The organism is Streptomyces sp. NPDC127190 (genome assembly GCF_042672505.1).
Lineage (GTDB): Bacteria > Actinomycetota > Actinomycetes > Streptomycetales > Streptomycetaceae > Streptomyces.
Genome location: NZ_JBHXVE010000039.1, coordinates 25,676 through 43,200 on the forward strand (window position 1 = coordinate 25,676; position 17,525 = coordinate 43,200).

The 17,525-nt window shown below is 72.4% G+C and carries 18 protein-coding genes; 12 read left to right on the forward strand and 6 right to left on the reverse strand.

Annotated features, from left to right (window positions below):
* The first annotated feature begins 8 nt into the window (after positions 1-8).
* Both ACFVIU_RS36150 and greA read left to right on the forward strand, forming a co-directional pair.
* The gene (locus tag ACFVIU_RS36150; protein ID WP_385847822.1) at positions 9-407 is read left to right on the forward strand and encodes a DUF4307 domain-containing protein; all 399 of its coding nucleotides are present in this window, start codon (positions 9-11) and stop codon (positions 405-407) included.
* A gap of 200 nt (positions 408-607) precedes the next feature.
* A complete protein-coding gene (gene greA, locus ACFVIU_RS36155) occupies positions 608-1,108 on the forward strand; it encodes a transcription elongation factor GreA (RefSeq protein ID WP_385847823.1) in 501 nt (166 codons plus the stop codon).
* Between the two features lie 141 nt (positions 1,109-1,249).
* Here the strand turns inward: greA and ilvA are convergent, their stop codons facing one another.
* On the reverse strand, positions 1,250-2,479 hold the full coding sequence (gene ilvA, locus ACFVIU_RS36160; protein WP_385847825.1) for a threonine ammonia-lyase: 1,230 nt from the start codon (positions 2,477-2,479) through the stop codon (positions 1,250-1,252).
* Positions 2,480-2,641: 162 nt separating this feature from the next.
* On the opposite strand from ilvA, the gene ACFVIU_RS36165 reads away from it, so the two are divergent.
* From ACFVIU_RS36165 to ACFVIU_RS36175, 3 genes are all read left to right on the forward strand, one after another.
* Positions 2,642-3,148, forward strand: a complete 507-nt coding sequence (locus ACFVIU_RS36165) for a MarR family winged helix-turn-helix transcriptional regulator (RefSeq protein WP_385847859.1) — start codon at positions 2,642-2,644, stop codon at positions 3,146-3,148.
* Positions 3,149-3,315: 167 nt separating this feature from the next.
* On the forward strand, positions 3,316-3,819 hold the full coding sequence (locus tag ACFVIU_RS36170) for a sigma factor-like helix-turn-helix DNA-binding protein (RefSeq protein ID WP_385847826.1): 504 nt from the start codon (positions 3,316-3,318) through the stop codon (positions 3,817-3,819).
* A gap of 58 nt (positions 3,820-3,877) precedes the next feature.
* Positions 3,878-4,126, forward strand: coding sequence for a hypothetical protein (locus ACFVIU_RS36175; RefSeq protein WP_385847827.1), 249 nt, complete (start codon positions 3,878-3,880; stop codon positions 4,124-4,126).
* A 56-nt stretch (positions 4,127-4,182) separates the two neighbouring features.
* Here the strand turns inward: ACFVIU_RS36175 and ACFVIU_RS36180 are convergent, their stop codons facing one another.
* Entirely contained in the window at positions 4,183-5,337 is a 1,155-nt protein-coding gene (locus ACFVIU_RS36180) for a cystathionine gamma-synthase (RefSeq protein WP_385847828.1), read from the reverse strand.
* A gap of 201 nt (positions 5,338-5,538) precedes the next feature.
* Here ACFVIU_RS36180 and ACFVIU_RS36185 point away from each other — a divergent pair, with 201 nt between their 5' ends.
* From ACFVIU_RS36185 to ACFVIU_RS36195, 3 genes are all read left to right on the forward strand, one after another.
* Positions 5,539-6,657: a hypothetical protein gene (locus tag ACFVIU_RS36185; protein WP_385847830.1), complete on the forward strand. Its 1,119-nt coding sequence runs from the start codon at positions 5,539-5,541 to the stop codon at positions 6,655-6,657.
* Positions 6,658-6,774: 117 nt separating this feature from the next.
* Entirely contained in the window at positions 6,775-7,440 is a 666-nt protein-coding gene (gene msrA / locus ACFVIU_RS36190) for a peptide-methionine (S)-S-oxide reductase MsrA (protein WP_385847831.1), read from the forward strand.
* Positions 7,441-7,549: 109 nt separating this feature from the next.
* On the forward strand, positions 7,550-8,416 hold the full coding sequence (locus ACFVIU_RS36195; RefSeq protein ID WP_385847833.1) for a hypothetical protein: 867 nt from the start codon (positions 7,550-7,552) through the stop codon (positions 8,414-8,416).
* A 13-nt stretch (positions 8,417-8,429) separates the two neighbouring features.
* Here the strand turns inward: ACFVIU_RS36195 and ACFVIU_RS36200 are convergent, their stop codons facing one another.
* Positions 8,430-8,783, reverse strand: a complete 354-nt coding sequence (locus ACFVIU_RS36200; protein WP_385847834.1) for a MerR family transcriptional regulator — start codon at positions 8,781-8,783, stop codon at positions 8,430-8,432.
* Between the two features lie 101 nt (positions 8,784-8,884).
* Here ACFVIU_RS36200 and ACFVIU_RS36205 point away from each other — a divergent pair, with 101 nt between their 5' ends.
* Together ACFVIU_RS36205 and ACFVIU_RS36210 are read left to right on the forward strand one after the other, a co-directional pair.
* Positions 8,885-9,685, forward strand: a complete 801-nt coding sequence (locus ACFVIU_RS36205) for an amidohydrolase family protein (RefSeq protein WP_385847836.1) — start codon at positions 8,885-8,887, stop codon at positions 9,683-9,685.
* Positions 9,686-9,759: 74 nt separating this feature from the next.
* On the forward strand, positions 9,760-10,488 hold the full coding sequence (locus tag ACFVIU_RS36210; protein WP_385847837.1) for a hypothetical protein: 729 nt from the start codon (positions 9,760-9,762) through the stop codon (positions 10,486-10,488).
* A 49-nt stretch (positions 10,489-10,537) separates the two neighbouring features.
* Here ACFVIU_RS36210 and ACFVIU_RS36215 read toward each other — a convergent pair whose 3' ends face one another.
* Complete coding sequence (locus tag ACFVIU_RS36215; protein ID WP_385847838.1) at positions 10,538-11,581, reverse strand: NAD(P)-dependent alcohol dehydrogenase; 1,044 nt, start codon at positions 11,579-11,581, stop codon at positions 10,538-10,540.
* 172 nt (positions 11,582-11,753) lie between these two features.
* Between ACFVIU_RS36215 and ACFVIU_RS36220 the strand changes: the two genes are divergently transcribed.
* The gene (locus ACFVIU_RS36220) at positions 11,754-12,635 is read left to right on the forward strand and encodes a helix-turn-helix domain-containing protein (protein WP_385847839.1); all 882 of its coding nucleotides are present in this window, start codon (positions 11,754-11,756) and stop codon (positions 12,633-12,635) included.
* Positions 12,636-12,638: 3 nt separating this feature from the next.
* Here ACFVIU_RS36220 and ACFVIU_RS36225 read toward each other — a convergent pair whose 3' ends face one another.
* Complete coding sequence (locus tag ACFVIU_RS36225) at positions 12,639-13,151, reverse strand: hypothetical protein (protein WP_385847840.1); 513 nt, start codon at positions 13,149-13,151, stop codon at positions 12,639-12,641.
* A gap of 37 nt (positions 13,152-13,188) precedes the next feature.
* Here ACFVIU_RS36225 and ACFVIU_RS36230 point away from each other — a divergent pair, with 37 nt between their 5' ends.
* Positions 13,189-13,812 carry a hypothetical protein gene (locus ACFVIU_RS36230; RefSeq protein ID WP_385847842.1) on the forward strand — a complete coding sequence of 208 codons (624 nt, stop codon included), beginning with the start codon at positions 13,189-13,191 and terminating at the stop codon, positions 13,810-13,812.
* A 66-nt stretch (positions 13,813-13,878) separates the two neighbouring features.
* Here ACFVIU_RS36230 and ACFVIU_RS36235 read toward each other — a convergent pair whose 3' ends face one another.
* Complete coding sequence (locus ACFVIU_RS36235) at positions 13,879-17,187, reverse strand: S8 family serine peptidase (RefSeq protein ID WP_385847843.1); 3,309 nt, start codon at positions 17,185-17,187, stop codon at positions 13,879-13,881.
* Positions 17,188-17,525: the final 338 nt, after the last annotated feature.

Sequence of the window (17,525 nt, forward strand, 5' to 3'; positions counted from 1 at the left end):
GGACGATCATGGGTACGGCGAGCACCCGGCTGCCCGAGGGCCGCTACGGCCGCTCCTCGGACGAGCGCGCCGACCGCAGGCTCAGGGTCGCCGCGGCGGTGTTCGGCGCGGCTCTGCTCGCGCTGGTCGGCTACTTCGCCTACCACTATGTCGCCGAGAGCAAGATCAGCGCCCAGGTGATCACCTTCCAGGCCACGGACAACGCGGTGAAGATCCATCTGGAGGTCCACAAGGACTCCGGCACTGACGGCTACTGCACCCTGCGTTCCCAGGCGGCGGACGGCGCCGAGGTGGGCCGGGCCGACTTCCGGTTCAGCGGACCGGACACCCGGATCGACAAGGTCGTCACGCTGCGTACGACGGCCAAGGGCACGACGGCGGAGCTGCTGGGCTGCCACACCAGCTGACCGGCTCCGGTCCTCGCCGGACACCGCCCGACTTCACCCGGAATACGTAGGCGCTGACCTGCGTTGATGAGATTCTGATGGCTTATGTCCTCCCCCTTGCGGCCTTGAATTGTTAGGCTCGTGGTTTCGCCCATCCGAGAGGGAACATTCTTCTGGGTAGGGCGATGCTTTGTATTCCCAGTACCGACGAGGAGCACCCTGTGACCCAGACCAGCGAGAACGTCACCTGGCTGACCCAGGAGGCGTACAACAAGCTCAAGGACGAGCTTGCGTACCTTACTGGTCCTGCGCGCACGGAGATCGCCGCAAAGATCGCGGCCGCGCGCGAGGAGGGCGACCTGCGTGAGAACGGCGGGTACCACGCGGCCAAGGAGGAGCAGGGCAAGCAGGAGCTGCGCGTGCGCCAGCTCACCCAGCTCCTTGAGAACGCCCAGGTGGGCGAGGCTCCGGCCTCCGCCGACGGTACCGTCGCGCCGGGCATGGTCGTCACGATCGCCTTCGACGGTGACGAGGACGACACGCTGACGTTCCTGCTCGCCTCCCGTGAGTACGCGAGCACCGACATCGAGACCTACTCGCCGCAGTCGCCGCTCGGCTCCGGCGTCATCGGCCACAAGGTCGGCGAGGACGCCGAGTACGAGCTGCCGAACGGCAAGAAGGCCTCGGTCCGCATCCTGAAGGCCGAGCCCTACACGGGCTGACCGGGCCTTCCCCCAACCCAGACATCCGCCCCCGGCGCCCCTCGGCACCGGGGGCTCTGTCATGCCCGGGGGCGCCGGCCGGCGGCGCGGAGCCGCTGGGCGGGCGATGGGACGCCGGCGCACGGCAGTGCGGCCGCGGCCTCAGCGCCTGACCGTGTAGCCCGCGTCCCGCAGCGCCTGCTCGACCTCGGTGCAGTGCACCGGGCCCATGGTCTCCAGGTGCAGCTCCACCTCGGCCTCGGTCAGTCCGAGCCGGGGGTCGGTGCGGACATGGCTGACGTCGAGCACGTTCGCGTCGGCCGCGGACAGCACGCCGAGCAGGGTGGCGAGCGCGCCCGGCCGGTCCACGAGCCGCAGCCGTACGGCCAGATACCGGCCCTGCGCCGCCATGCCGTGCCGCAGGACGCGTTGCATCAGCACCGGGTCGACGTTCCCGCCGGAGAGGACCGCGACCACCGGGCCCTCGAAGGCGTCCGGGGCCGCCAGCAGCGCCGCGACCGAGCTCGCCCCGGCCGGTTCCACGACCAGCTTGGCCCGCTCCAGGCACAGCAGCAGCGCGGCCGACAGCTGGTCCTCGCCGACCGTGCGCACCTCGTCGACCAGCTCGCTGACGATCCCGAACGGCACCACGCCCGGCCGCCCCACCTTGATGCCGTCCGCCATCGTCGCCGGGTCGCGCACGGACACCGGGTGGCCGGCGGCCAGCGAGGGCGGGTAGGCCGCCGCGCCCTCCGCCTGCACCCCGACGATCCTGACGTCCGGCCGCAGCGCCTTCACCGCGACCGCGATACCGGCCGCCAGCCCGCCGCCGCCGACACCGACCACGATCGTGCGCACCTCCGGGCACTGCTCCAGGATCTCCAGGCCCACCGTGCCCTGGCCCGCGATGACGTCCGGGTGGTCGAAGGGGTGGATGAACACCGCGCCGGTCCGGTCCGCGTAGTCCTGGGCGGCGGCCAGCGTCTCGTCGACGACCTGGCCGTGCAGGCGCACCTCCGCGCCGTACTCCCGGGTCGCACTGATCTTCGGCAGGGGCGCGCCCTTCGGCATGAACACCGTGGCGTGCACGCCCAGGAGCGCGGAGGCCAGCGCCACGCCCTGTGCGTGGTTCCCGGCGCTCGCCGCGACCACACCGGCCGCCCGCTCCTCCGGCAGCAGCCCGGCGATCCGCACATAGGCGCCGCGCAGCTTGAACGAGCCGGTCCGCTGGAGGTTCTCGCACTTCAGATGGACCGGCGCGCCGACCAGCTGGGACAGGTGCCGGCTGCCCTCCATCGCGGTCACCCGTGCCACGCCCGAGAGCATCTTCTGGGCTCCGCGCACATCGTCGAGGGTGACGGAACGCAAGGAGTCAGCGGTGCCGTAGCTCATGACTCCAGCATCGCAGTTCACAGCCGCACACGGCGGACGTGACCAAGCTGCGAGACCGGTTTGCGCAGCGCCGGTACGGTGCGCCGCCGGGCCGCGTAACCTGTCCCCCACACCAGCAGCCCTTCATGAAGTGAGCCTCCGGCCATGCCCACAACACCTGATATGTCGATGGACATGAGGACCGTCGGTGACCCCGGTCTTCTCGACGTCCTCCAGCACGAGGTGGCGTTGTTCGCCCGTCGCGCGGAACAGACGCGGCTCGGCGGTGTCGGGCAGGTGCGCAACTCCATGGACCGCGCCGCGTATCTGCTGCTCAACCGCCTCGACAAGGAAGGCCCGATGGGCGTCAAGGCGCTCGCCGCGAGCATGGGCATCGACTCCTCGACGGTCACCCGGCAGGTGGCTCCGCTGGTCGACACCGGGCTCGTCAAGCGCACCTCGCACCCCGAGGACGGCCGCGCGGTGGTGCTCCAGCTGTCCCCGCGCGGGTCCACCCGGCTGGAGGAGGTGCGCTCCTCCAGGCGTCAGCTGATGGCCGAGCTGACCCAGGACTGGGCGCCCGAGGAGCGCGAGCAGTTCTGCTCCCTGCTGACGCGCTTCAACCACGCGCTCTCCGCGCGGATGTCGGTTCCGGCCGGGCCGGCCGCGGAGCAGCCGCCCGCTTCCTGAGCCCCGGCCGCGCCCGCTCGGCCGGCCGGAGGATGCCGGCCGCGCCGATCGGTTCCGGCCTCTTGACCCCCGGGCCCCGCTGGCCTCATATGAGACCGGGCCCTGAGTCGTACGCGGTTCACCCGTCCGTACCGGACAGGGTCCCGTCAGCGTCAGGGGGAGGCGTGGTGCGCGATCGGCAGGTGTCCCACGGTGCCCGCCGGGCCCAGGAGTTCGAGGCGTTCGTCGCGGGCGCGGCCGGGCGGCTGCTGCACGCCGCCACGCTGGTCACCGCGGAGCCGCCGGACGCCAACCCGCGCGCGCGGCGCCTGCTGACCCTGGCCCTCGGCCACACCTACGCCCGCTGGGACCGGTTGCGCGGCGAGGACCCGTACGACTGCGCCCGCCAGTACCTCGCCACCCGCTTCGCCCGCGCGACCTGGCACCGGTACGGCGCGCTCGGCCGGACCCGGCCCGACCCGAGCGGTCCGCTGGCCGCGCTGGGGCCGCAGGAACGGCTGATCCTGGTGCTGCGGCTGTACGAGGGGGTCGCCGAGGAGCAGGCGGCGGCGCTGCTCGGCCTGCCCCTCGAACGGGTGCGCACCGTCTGCGACCGGGCGACGGCCACCGTGCTGCATCCGGTCCGGCCGGCCGGCCCGCGCGCGCCAGGCACGAAGGTGGCCCCGTCGTGAACCGGGCCCAGGACTCCGGCCGTACCGCCCGTTGCGACCGGCGCTTCGGCGGTCCGCGGTGAACCGGGCCGAGCGCGAGGCCGCCGTGCGGCGGATCATGGAGCGGACACCGGTGCCGGTGCCACCGGACCTGCACGCCGAAGCGGTGCGCCGCGGTGAACGCCTGCTGCGCCGCGGCCGGCTCGTCCGCCGGGTGCTGTGGACGCTGGCGCTCGCCGCGGCGGTCGCGTTCACCGTGTGGGCGGCACAGGTGCACCCGTGGGTGGAGCCGCCGTCGCGGACGACCCCACCGGTGGGCGGCTGGTGAGCCTCGTACCGACCAGGTCGTACGACCGAGCCGGTAGGAGACCCGGGACGGCGGCCCTAGCTCAGGGCCTGCTGAAGGTCTTCCAGCAGGTCGTCGACGTTCTCGATGCCGACGGACAGGCGGACCAGGTCGCCCGGGACCTCCAGGGCCGAGCCGGCCGCGGAGGCGTGCGTCATCCGGCCGGGGTGCTCGATCAGCGACTCGACACCGCCCAGGGACTCGCCGAGGGTGAAGACCTGGGCGCGGTTGCACACCTCGACCGCGGCCGCCTCGCCGCCCTCGACGCGGAAGGACACCATGCCGCCGAAGGCCCGCATCTGCTTGGCGGCGACCTCGTGGCCGGGGTGCTCGGGCAGGCCCGGGTAGAGGACCTTCGTCACGCGCGGGTGCCGGGTCAGCATGTCGGCGATCTTCGTGGCGTTCTCGCTGTGCCGGTCCATGCGCACCGCGAGGGTCTTGGTGCCGCGCAGCACCAGCCAGGAGTCGAAGGGGCCGGCGACGGCGCCCATCGCGTTCTGGTGGTACGTCAGTTCCTCGCCGAGCGCCTGGTCGGAGACGATCAGCGCACCCCCGACCACGTCCGAGTGGCCGCCCATGTACTTGGTCAGCGAGTGCACGACGACGTCCGCGCCGAGCGACAGCGGCTGCTGGAGATAGGGCGTGGCGAAGGTGTTGTCGACGACGAGCTTCGCGCCCGCGTCGTGCGCGACCTGAGCGACGGCGGCGATGTCGGTGATGCCGAGCAGCGGGTTGGAGGGGGTCTCCACCCAGACCGCCTTGGTCTTCGGGGTGATCGCGGCCCGGACCGCGGACGGGTCGCTGGTGTCGGCGACGGACCACTCCACGCCCCAGCGGGTGGCGACCTTGGCGAAGAGCCGGAAGGTGCCGCCGTACGCGTCGTTCGGGATCACCACGTGGTCGCCGGGGGTCAGCAGCGTACGCAGCAGGGTGTCCTCGGCCGCCAGGCCGGACGCGAAGGCGAGGCCGCGGCGGCCGCCCTCGAGCGCGGCGAGGTTCTCCTCGAGGGCGGTGCGGGTCGGGTTGGCGCTGCGGCTGTACTCGTAGCCGCCGCGCAGCCCGCCGACGCCGTCCTGCTTGTAGGTCGAGACCTGGTAGATCGGCGGGACGACCGCGCCGGTGAGGGGATCCGCGGTGTTGCCCGCGTGGATCGCGAGTGTCTCGAAGTGCTGACTGATGTGCCTGTCGCTCATGTGCACCGAGCGTAGTGCGCTTGGCCGGATGCTGGCGCCCGCCGGGCACGGGGAGCACCGGAAGAAGGGTTTTCCCTGCACGCGGCAACCGGCCCTGGGGCAGGTCTGTCATGCTCCGGTCTGTCATGCTCCGGCCGGGAGTTTTCCACAGCCCCGCGGCGGGGTTGGCCAAGTGTCGGCGGCGTCTGGTTCGCTTGACGCATGGCGATTCTCTGGCTGCTCTTGGCGCTGCTCATGCTGGGCTGCGCGCTGCTCCCGCTCGTGCGGCGCAGGCGCGGGCTGATCGAGCAGGTTCCCCCGGGTCACCCGGACGCCGCCGACCCGGCGGCCTACGGCTTCGTGCGCCAGGAGGAGCTGGACATCCGCATGCCGGGGGCGGACGAGGACCTGCTGGACGTCCTGGACCTGGTGCAGCGCACCCAGGACTACCGCGCGGCGGCCCAGCTGCTGGCCGGCACCGAGACCGCGGGCGAGCTGCGCTGGCAGCGGGTGCAGGCCTTCGCGGGCGCGGCCGCGCTGGAGCTCCAGCAGCGGCCCGGCGGGGTGCATGAGACGCCGGGCGGCCAGTGGCTGCGGGTGTGGCGGGCCGAGCAGTCCAAGGACGCGGGCGCCGCCGCCGTCCACGCGGAGTTCCTGGTGCAGCAGGCCTGGCGGACGTCGACGCCGGGCACGGACGACTTCCGGATCATCATGGAGGAGGCCCGGGAGGCCTGCGGTCAGGCGGCGCTGCTGTCGCCCGGCGACCCGGTGCCGTACATCGTCGAGCTGTCGATCGCCCGCGGACTGGGCTACTCGCAGGCCGAGTTCGAGCAGCTGTGGCTGAAGATCCTCGACCGCGCCCCGCACCACATGGGCGCGCATCTGGCCGCGCTGCACTACTGGTGCGAGAAGTGGCACGGCTCGCGCGAGCAGGCGTACTCCTTCGCCGAGGCGGCCGCCGCCCGCGCCCCGGAGGGCTCGCTGCTCGCCGCGCTGCCGCTGTTCGCGGTGTTCGAGCACCTGCCCGAGGTGGACCTGGTCCGGAGCTTCTACCAGAGCGAGGTCGTCACCAGAGCGGTGCACGGCGCGCTGCACGCGGTGCACGCGGCCCGCCCCGACGACCCGGTGCTCGCCCATGTCCGGCATCTGCTGGTCTTCTTCCTGGTCCAAGCCGAGCGCTGGGCCGAGGCGATGCACCAGCTGATACACATCGACGGCCATGTCGGCGCACTGCCGTGGTCCCTCTCCGCCGACCCCGCCGCCGCGTTCGCGGTCTACCGCGCGCTGGCCGTGGCGGGCTACGAGGCCAACGGCGGCAGCCCGGCGACCCTGCCCGGCTGACCGGCCCGGCGCCGCCCGCCGGCCGGAATGCACCGGCCGGCCCATCCGTTGTACGGCTGTACGACGTACCGGGTGCCATACCGGCCCGTCCCGCACCGAGACCGACAGGGAGTCCCCATGCTCTTCGGCCGCACCCCTCAACTGCCCACGTCCGAGCAGGCGCTCACGGGCCGCCCGGCGCCCGCCTACAAGGTCCCGGACCGCCACACCGTCCTCGGCACCCCCCTCCTCGGCCCCTACCCGGAGGGACTGGAGACCGCCGACTTCGGGCTGGGCTGCTTCTGGGGCGCCGAGCGCAGGTTCTGGCAGCTTCCGGCGGGCGTGTACACGACCCTGGTGGGCTACCAGGGCGGTTACACGGAGAACCCCACCTACGAGGAGGTCTGCTCGGGCCTGACCGGCCACACGGAAGCGGTCCGCGTGGTCTACGACCCGAAGGTGATCTCCTACGACCGCCTGCTGAAGACCTTCTGGGAGTCCCACGACCCCACCCAGGGCTTCCGCCAGGGCAACGACGTCGGCACGCAGTACCGCTCGGCGATCTACACCCACACCCCCGGGCAGGCGGCCGCCGCGGAAGCCTCCCGGGAGGCCTACCAGAAGGTCCTGACCTCCTCCGGCCACGGCACGATCACCACGGAGATCCTCCCGGCCGCCGACCGCCCCTTCTACCCGGCGGAGGCCTACCACCAGCAGTACCTGGACAAGAACCCCGCGGGCTACTGCGGCCTGGGCGGGACCGGAGTGTCCTGCCCGATCGGAGTCGCCCCGGCCGGGGAGTGACCCCAGGGGCCCGGGGTGGATTCCTCGGCGTCATCCGGCGGCCGGCGGTCTTGCGCTAGTCTTCGGCCGCTCAGCCACGGGGCGAGCGGCCAGGCGGCGAGGGGGCTTCATGCGGGGTGGGTCGGTGCGGGTCGTCGGGGCTGTCCTGGTGGCCGCCGGGATGGTCGCCGGGTGTGCCGGGGGCGGTGGCTCGCCGGAGCGGCACGCGGATGTGGGGCGGCCGTCGGGGGCCATGGCGTTGACGGCCGCTCTCGTCAAGGTCGAGGACGCCAGCGCCAGGGCGCACACGGCCCGCGTGGTGGAGACCCGGACGGTCGGCGGGGCACAGCCGTCGCGGATGTCCGGTGTCATGGACTGGTCGCACGGCGTACAGGGCAACTTCACGCTCACCCGGCCCACGTCGACGGCCATACGCACCGCGCGGTTCGAGTTCCGCCGGGACGCGATCTACATGCGCGTACCTGCGGACTTCTCCGCCATGGCGGGCGGAAAGCACTGGCTGAAGACACCGATGAGCGCGATCGCCGCGCAGAGTCCGGTCCACAAGGCCCAGGTCGACTCGATGCGGCAGGCCGATCCCACGCTGTCCGTGCGGCTGCTGATCGCGAGCGGCGATGTGGACCGGGTGGGGACGCAGCGGGTCGGCGGGGCGGCCACCACGCACTACACGGGCACGCTGGACGTGGACCGGATGGCGGCCCTGCGCGGCCGGGGCCTGAGCCCCGAGGACGCCGCGCACCTCAAGGAGGACCTGGTGGCGCAAGGCGTCCGCAGTGCCCGTGTCGACCTCTGGGTCGACGGCGACGACCTGGTCGTGAAACGGCAGGTGCGGATGCGGACGGCCGCCGGCGAACGCACCACCGTGGTCCGCTACTCCGACTACGGCGTCGCCGTCGACCTCTCGGTCCCCCGGCCCTCCGACACCACCCTGCTCCCTCCGGCGGCGGACCAGAGGCAGTCGGCCGGCCGGGGCTGAGCCGCCGCGCGCCTCAGCTCAACTCGGCCAGCAGGCGGCGCAGTTCGTCGCGTTCCGCGGCCAGGCGCCGGGCCCTCTCGTCCAGTTCGGCCAGGCGCCGGCGCAGGGCTTCCGGCACTCCGGGGCAGGCGGTGAGGCCGGTGCCGGTGCCCGTGTCCGTCGTACAGGGGAGCAGGGACGCGACGACGCGGGTCGGCAGGCCCGCGGTCAGCAGGGTGCGGATGCGGTGGACGCGGGGGATGTCCGACTCGGTGTACTCGCGGTAGCCGTTGGCGCGGCGGTGCGGGGTGAGCAGCCCGGTGGCCTCGTAGTGGCGCAGCAGGCGGGGGCTGATGCCGGTGCGGGTGGCCAGCTCTCCGATCAGCATGCCGCTCCCCGTCCGTCGTAAGGACCGCTTGACCTTGCCACTGTGTCAGGCTGCCACTCTCTCCCGGCACGCAGTGTTCCGCCCACCCCGGGGGAGAGAAAGTGATCATTGACGCACACGGGCATGTGCACGACCCGGTCGGTCCGCACCTCGCCGCTCTGGACGCCGCCGGTGTCGACCGGGCCGTCCTGTTCCCGACCCGCCCGCATCCCGAGCGGGCCACCGACATCCCTGCGCTGCGGCGGGAGTTCGCGGTGCTGGACGGCGCGCTCGGCGGCGAGGGCGGGTCACGGGAGGGCTTCGCCCGGGCACTGGACGAGGTGAGCGCGGCGGTCGCCGCGTACCCGGAGCGGTTCATCGGGTTCGGGTCGGTGCCCCTGGAGCTGCCCGACGCGGAGATCGAGCGGGCCGTCGCCGAGGACGTGGTGGGACGGGGGTTCCACGGGATCGGCGAGCTGACCCCGGCGCCGGGGCGGGCCGGGCGGCTGGAGCCCGTGCTGCGGGCCGCGGCCGACCACGGCGGGCTGCCGGTGGTGGTGCACGGCTTCGCGCCCACCACCGCCGAGGATCTGCGCACGCTGGCCGCGCTGGCCCGCCGGCATCCGCGCGTCCCGCTGGTGGTGAGCCAGCTCGGCGGGCTGAACTGGATGGAGGCCGTCGAGCTGGTCCGGGACACGCCGAGCATGTATCTGGAGCTGTCCACGGCCTTCCTGGTCATCGCCGTACGCCTGGCCGTCCGGGAGCTTCCCGAGCGCACGCTCTTCGGCTCGGACGCTCCTTACGGCGATCCGGTGGTGGCCCGGGCGATGGTGGAGCGGGCGACGGCGTCCGGCGAGGTCCGGTCCCGCGTCCTCGGCGGCACCGCGGCGAAGCTCCTGGGCCTCGGTGCGGGCCTCGGGTAATTCCGGCGACGGGACCGGCCGCGGCCCCGTACATTCGCCCCTCGCGTAACGAGCACGGGACGGGAGTGACGAGGGTGCGGACGTTTCTGATCGGCGGGGGCTGGGACACGGCCGAGGTGTATGTGCCGTTCCTGCGGGCGGCGGGCGGTGCGGAGCGGCCGCCGCGGGTCGGGTGCCTGGTCCTGGACGAGGGGGACGGACCGGCCGAGTTCGACCGGTACGCGGGGGCGCTGCGGGCCGCGGGGCCGTGCACGCCGGTGCCGCTGCTGGTGCCGCTCGGCGGGCGGTTCGTGCCGGAGACCGCGCTGGACGGGATCGACGGGCTGCTGGTCTGCGGCGGGCTGACGCCCGCCTACCAGGAGGTGCTCGCCGGGTGTCTGGACCGGCTGCCCGGGCTGCTGGCGGCGCGCGGGATACCGTACGCGGGCTTCTCCGCCGGTGCGGTGGTCGCGGCGCGGCGGGCCGTGGTCGGCGGGTGGCTGGCGGACGGGGTTCCGGTCTGCCCGCCGGAGACCGGGGAGGATCTCGACGAGATCGAGGTCCGGGCGGGGCTCGGGCTGGTGCCGTTCGCCGTGGACGTGCACGCGGCCCAGTGGGGGACGCTGGCCCGGCTGGTGACGGCGGTCGGGCGGGGCCAGGTGCCGTACGGGGTGGCCGTCGACGGGAACACGCTGGTCACCGTGGAGGACGGGGAGGCGCGGGTCTCCGGGCTCGGGCGGGTGCATGTGGTGCGGCCCGGGGCGGACGGGGACGGCGTGGCCGTGCGCGCGTACGGAGCCGGGGAGGGCTTCTCCGTGGCCTAGCGGTGGAGAAGCCCTCCCGGACCCGGCCGGATCGCGGTGCTCCCGCGCGTCAGATGGTCGCCGTGTCGATCACGAAGCGGTAGCGGACGTCGCTGGCCAGCACCCGCTCGTACGCCTCGTTGATCTCCTCGGCACGGATCACCTCGATCTCCGCGCCCAGCCCGTGCTCCGCGCAGAAGTCGAGCATCTCCTGGGTCTCGGCGATGCCGCCGATGCTGGAGCTGCTCATGCTGCGGCGGTTGCCCATGAGGCTCTGGAGCACGATCTGAACCGGCTCCTCCGGCAGGCCCACGTTGACCATCGCGCCGGCGGTGCGCAGCAGGGAGAAGTACGCGGCGAAGTCCAGCGGGGCCGAGACGGTGTTCAGGATCAGGTCGAAGGTGCCCGCCAGTTCCTCGAAGGTCTTCGGGTCGCTGGTGGCGTAGTAGTGGTCGGCGCCCAGCTTCAGACCGTCGTCCTTCTTGCGCAGCGACTGGGAGAGGACGGTGACCTCGGCGCCGAGCGCGTGCGCGATCTTCACGCCCATGTGGCCGAGACCGCCGAGGCCGACCACGGCGACCTTCTTGCCGGGGCCCGCGTTCCAGTGCCGGAGCGGCGAGTAGGTGGTGATGCCGGCGCAGAGCAGCGGGGCCGCCACGTCCAGGGCGAGGCCGTCGGGGATGCGGACGACGAAGTCCTGGTCGACGACGATCTTCTGGGCGTAGCCGCCGAGGGTGGGCTGCCCGTCCTTGTCGGTGTCGTTGTACGTCCAGGTCGGGCCGCCGTTGGAGCAGTGCTGCTCCAGGCCTGCCCGGCAGTTGTCACAGGTGCGGCAGGAGTCGACCATGCAGCCGACGCCCACCCGGTCGCCGACGGCGAACTTCGTCACACCGGGGCCGACCTCGGTGACGACGCCGGCGATCTCGTGGCCCGGCACCATCGGGAAGGTGCCCGGCCGCCAGCCGTCCCGCACCTGGTGGATGTCGGAGTGGCAGATGCCGGCGAACTTGATGTCGATCAGAACGTCGGACTCGCCTACCGCGCGCCGCTCGATGGTGGTCCGCTCCAGCGGAGCCTTCGCGGCAGGCGCGGCGTACGCAGCAACAGTGGTCATCCGGGGGGTTCTCCTCGCAGGGTCCAGCGCGCCCGGCTCTCTTCCGCCGGGCACGGTTCCAAGCCTGCCTCATGCCCGCGCGGGTCACCCAGTCCACGCTCTTGCGTACGACCGCTGTGCGTACCACTGGCGGGGTCAGGCTGCTGTGCGTACGACCAGGAATACTGGACGTATGGAGCACACCGCGCTGCCGCTGGACCGGCGGGCCGAGCTGAGCGAGTTCCTGCGCAGCCGGCGGGCCCGGCTGAAGCCGGAGGACGTCGGTCTGCCCGACTTCGGCAGGCACCGGCGGGTGCCGGGGCTGCGCCGCGAGGAGCTGGCGCAGCTGGCCGGGGTGTCGGTCGCGTACTACACCCGGCTGGAGCAGGGCAACGGCCGGAACGTCTCGGCGGAGGTGCTGGACGCGATCGCCCGCGCCCTGCGGCTGACGGACGCCGAGCACGCGCATCTGACGCATCTGGCGAAGCCGAAGGCGCACAAGAAGAAGCCGGCGGCGCGCCGGCAGCAGGTGCGGACCTCGCTGCGGCAGCTGCTGGACTCGCTGGACGGCGTGCCGGCGTACATCGTCGGGCGCCGCTCGGAGATCCTCGCCTGGAACCGGATGGCGGCGGCGGTCTTCGGCGACTGGGGGGAACTGCCGCCGGACGAGCGGAACTGGGCCCGGCTGGTGTTCCTGCGGCCCGAGTACCGCGAGCTGTTCGTGGACTGGGAGCAGAAGGCGATCGACATCGTGTGCGCGCTGCGCATGCACGCGGGCTGCTATCCGGACGATCCCCGGCTGGCGGCTCTGGTGGGCGAGCTGTCGGTGAAGAGCGAGGAGTTCCGCCGGCTGTGGGCGACGCATGACGTGAAGGAGAAGAGCCACGGGCTGAAGCGGCTGCACCATCCGCTGGTCGGCGATCTCTCCCTGAACTTCGAGTCCTTCCGGCTGTCGGACGACGCGGACCAGTCCCTGGTCACCTACCACGCGGAACCGGGCTCACCGTCCGCCGACTCCCTCCGGCTGCTGGCCAGTTGGGGCACGGACGCGACCCGCGCGGTGCCCTCCGCCTGACCCTCACTCCGCCACCCCAAGGTCGTCCCGCATCAGCCTCCGCATGGCGGTCAGCAGCGGCTCGGCCTGCTTCAGGTCCAGCAGCGCCTCCCCGGCGCACTCGCCGTCCCGGGCGATGCCCCGGTCGAGCCGCTTGAGGACGGCGTCGATCCCGGCGAGCACCTGGTTCACCGCGCGCGAGGCCTCCAGGATGCGCTCCGGGACGATCATCTGGGCCTCGGCGTAGTGGTCCCGGTACTCCCGCCGGGCGTCCTCCAGCTGCTCCCGGTCCCGGTCGGTGTAGACGCCGTCCCGGAGCCGGTGCAGGGCGTCCTTGAGCAGGGTGTGGAACTGCCGCGAGGACCGGTTCATCGCGGTGTACGCCCGCCTGCGCTCCTCGAACGTCCGCCGCTGCGCGTCCCGTTCGGCTTCCTCGGCCCGCTGCCGGACGGCCCGCCGCTCGCTGATGACGGGCGCGAGGAGCGTGCCGAGCACACCGACGACAGCGGTGATCATGGTGCTGATGGCTTCGGTCACGGACGGACAGCCTAGGCCTGCTGGATAGCCTGCCGGTATGAGTGACGAGACTTGGGATGCCCTCAGGGCGACTCCGCTGGGTGAGGTGCGGCGGCGGGCCGCGATCGTCGACCGGGTGGCGGAGGTCGCGCCGGTGGAGGTGGCCGGTGCGCAGCGGTACGCCTGGAACGACGGTGGGGGCCAGTCGGCCGTCTGGTACTTCACGCCCGACGACCGCGCCCTGCTGCTCACCTTCGACCACGAGTCCCCGCTGAACCTCTACGCCGAGGACGAGGACACCGCCTACCCGCTCCAGCGGTCGTTCTACGACGGTGTCCCGGAGGAGCTGCTGCGCCTGGTGCGCAACCAGCCCGAGAACTACGAGTCGCTCAACATCAGGGACCCGAAGTCCGGCGACACGCTTCTCTACGCCGGCGGGGTGTTCTGGTACGACGGCTCACGGTGGCAGCTGCCGGAGGGGCTGACCGGGTACTGCGAGCGCGAACACCTGGATCTGTTCAACGACTCCGGCTTCGACTACTGCCTGGACACCTATCTCTTCGGCCGTGACTTCACCCCGGAGAGCCTGGTGGACCATCTGGCGGAGGAGGGCTGGTACGAGGACGAGCGGGAGAAGCAGGAGGCGCTGGCCGGCATCCGGGAGATCTTCGCCCGGCAGTGAGCGCCGGAAGGGGCACCCCGGACCTGCCGGAGTGCCCCCGTTCACCGCTTACGTGCCAAAGGCGTCCTACTTGCCGAAGTAGGCGTCGTAGACCGTGATCTGCGACGTGTTGCCCTTCTTGTCGGTGACCTTGGCGCGGAAGGAGACGGACCGTCCCTGGTCCGGGTTCTCCATGGCGATCTTTCCGTTCACCACGACGAACTCCTTCCAGGTCTTCCCGGAGTCGTACGACAGCCACACCGTGAGCGACTTGAGGTTGCCGCCCGCGGCCGCGCCCTCGACCTTGACCGGGACGGTGATCCGCTTGCCGGCCTCGGCACGGCTGTCCAGCCCGGTCGGGGCGCCGAAGGCCACGCTGGAGGCGGGCAGCTCGGTGGTGCCGTGGGCCGGCTTCTGGGAGCGGAAGGTCCAGGTCGCGTCGATCCGCGAGGCGGCCTGTGCGACCTTCGCCGAGCGGGTGACCGAGGTGGTCAGCCGGTACGCGGCGGAACCGGCCGGGACCTTGAAGGTGCCGTCACCGAGCAGCGGGTCGTCGTTGGAGCCGACCTCGGTGCCGTCGCGGTACAGGGTCGTACGCGCCGAGGTGAAGGCCGAGTAGCCGGCGTTCCTGGCGGAGTCGGCGAACAGCGGCAGCGCGCCGTAGATCCGGTTGCCGTCCCGGAACAGGCCCATCTCCGAGGTGATGTGCGGGGAGAAGACGGCGGTGTCGACGGTCCGGGTGTAGGTCTTGCCGGCCGCGAAGGACTCCGGCTTGAGCTGGTAGGAGGCGTCCGTCACCGGGAAGCCGTCCTTGTCCTTGCCGCCGAACTGGTCGTACTCCAGCTGCCAGGTCGCCCCGCCCTTGGCGGACAGGTGCAGGGTGCGGGTGGCGGGCACCTGCTGCGGGATGCCGATGGCGGAGGAGCCGGAGCCGTCGGGCAGCCAGCCGGAGGCGCTGATCGCGCCGGTCTTGCCACCGGCGGGGGCACCGAGCCGGGCCTTCACCGTGGCCAGGTCGGATGCCTTGAAGTGCCGGGTGTAGCCGGTGGCGACCCGGTTCACCCAGCCGCCGACGGTGACGTCGTACTCCTCGTGCGCGCCCTTGGTCCAGTGGCCGTCCCACTGCTGGTACAGCGACCGGGCGGGCATCTTCGGGCCGAGGTGGGCGGTGCGGACGTTGCGGTACGAGTCCAGCCACATGCCGTAGCCGTACTGGCCGTTGCCGGCCGTGACGTCGTACTCCGGCGCGGCGAACTCGGACTTCAGCCCCTTGGCGGGGACGGTGATGTCCACCGGCCTGGCCTTGCGGGCGTCGACCGTGATCGTCTGCTTCCCGGTGACCGTCAGCTTCGGCTGGGCGATCCAGTCGATGCCCTTGGCGGCGTTCTTCGGGTCGGCGTAGACCATGGTGTTGAGGATGTACGTGCCCTTGAGCGCGCGCACCTTCACCGTGCCGGACTTGTCGTACGGGGTCAGCCAGCTGTTGGTCGCGAGCCCGGCCACGCCGGTCAGGTCGGCGCTGTAGCTCGGGGCCGGCTTGCCGTCGCGGCCGATGAACTTCAGCGTGAGGTCGTACGACTCCTTCTCGCGCTGGACCGCGGCGGCCGTGCGGACGGTCTGTCCGCCGCCGGTCGCCGTCACATACGCGGAGTAGCCGCCGTCGAGGCTGCCCAGCCGGGTGTTGACGGTCAGGTTCACCGACGCCTTGCCGTGCGCGGGGACCGTCACCTTGGTCGCGCCGGGCGTGAAGAAGCCCGCCGGTGCCGCCTTGCCCTTCGGGTCGGTGCCCGTGACGGACAGGGTGAGGGTGACGTCCTTGTCGCCGAGGTTGCGGTAGACGACCTTCTTGGTGACCGGCTTGTCGTCGGTGTGCGGCCACAGCTGGGTGCCGAAGCTCACCGACACCGGGTCGGCGACCACCGACTGCTTGATCGCCTTGTCGACGGCGATCCGGCCCGCGCCCTGCTGGAACGCCGAGTAGGGGCCGCCCTTGGCGGAGCCGGTGAGCGCGCCCTTCAGCTCGGCGTAACCCCAGTCGGGGTGCTCCTGCTTGAGGATCGCGGCGGCGCCCGCGACATGCGGGGTGGCCATCGAGGTACCGGAGATGGTCAGGTACCCGTCGGGCTTCTCGCCGACCTCCTTGTCGATGACGCTGCCCTTGGCCGCGGCGGCGGTGATGTCCACGCCGGGCGCGGTGACGTCCGGCTTGATGGCGCCGTCGCCGACGCGCGGGCCGGTGGAGGAGAAGTCGGCGAGCTTGTCCTTCTTGTCGACCGCGCCGACGGTGAGCGCGGCGTCCGCGCTGCCCGGTGAACCGATCGACTGGGGGCCGTCGTTGCCCGCGGCGATCGCGAACAGGATGCCCTTCTCGGCGGACAGCTTGTTCACCTCGGCCTCGAGCGGGTCGATGCCGGGCGAGTCCTGGCCGCCGAGGCTCAGGTTGACGACGTCGGCGCCCTGTGCGGCCGCCCACTCCATGCCGGCGAGGATCCCGGAGTCGTCACCGGAGCCGCTGTCGTCCAGCACCTTGCCGTTGAGGAGCTTGGCGTCCGGGGCCACGCCCCGGTACTTCCCGCCGGACTTGGCGCCGGTGCCCGCCACGATGGAGGCGACGTGCGTGCCGTGGCCGAAGTGGTCCATGGCGTCGGTGGCGCCGGAGAAGTTCCTGGAGGCGATCACCTGGTCCTTCAGGTCCGGGTGGCGGGTGTCCACACCGGTGTCCAGGACGGCGACCTTCACGCCCTTGCCGGTGTATCCGGCCTTCCAGGCGACCGGGGCGCCGATCTGCGGCACGGACGTGTCGAGGGCGGCCTTGCGGACGCCGTCGAGCCAGACGTGCGCGATCCCGGAGGCGGTCCGGTCTCCCTGGGTGACCGCGGCCCACAGCTGGGCGGTGTCCTTGACGGGCGTCTGCACGGCGTCCGCGTTCAGCGCGGACAGGCTGTGCCGGAGCCGGCCGGCCTCGCGGACGCCGGCCCGGGCGGCGGTGGCGGTGCCGCGGTAGCCGACGATGACCTTCAGGCCGTTCTTCTGGTCCTTGCGGGTGGCGGCCTTGTTCAGCTCGGTGACGTCGAACAGCCGCTGGTCCAGCGTGCCGGCGGCAAGGAGCCGGGCGGCGTCGGCCGGGATCACCAGTGTGTGTCCGCCGGCCTTGCGGATCTGGACGGGTATGCGCTCCCGGCCCTTGGCCCGCTGGAAGCCGACGACCCGGCCCCCGGCGTCGAGGACGACGCGGTCACCGGTGATGAGGGTGACATGGTGCCGGGCGGTGCGGGCGGACGCGTCGGCCGAGGCGGGTCCGTGGTCCGCGGTGGTCGCCGACGCCGGGCTGGTCATACCCGCTGCGAGGGCGACGGCTGCGGCGGTCGCGACGGTGGCCGCAGCCGCTCTCTTCACTTGTCTGCGCAAGATCTCCCCCTGGAGATGGTGTACCGGGCGAATTCCCCGTTCACCCGGCCGGAGGGGGCGTCATACACGTCGGACCCCCCGGATCACGGAGTATGCCGGGGGGTGATCAGAAGGCTCAACGGATGAGAGGACGGTAAGAAAGAAGTGCCGGGAAACTGTTACGTCGTAGCCGGGCGACCGTTACAGAAGCCGTCGGGCGCCGACGCTTCGGCCCCAAAACGCCGATGGCGCCCCCGGGGGGGGGGCCGCGCGGGGGTGGTGCGCCCGAGCGTCGGCGGCGCCCGCCCCCCACAGCGGCCCCGCCCCGTGAACGCGCGGTGGGGCGG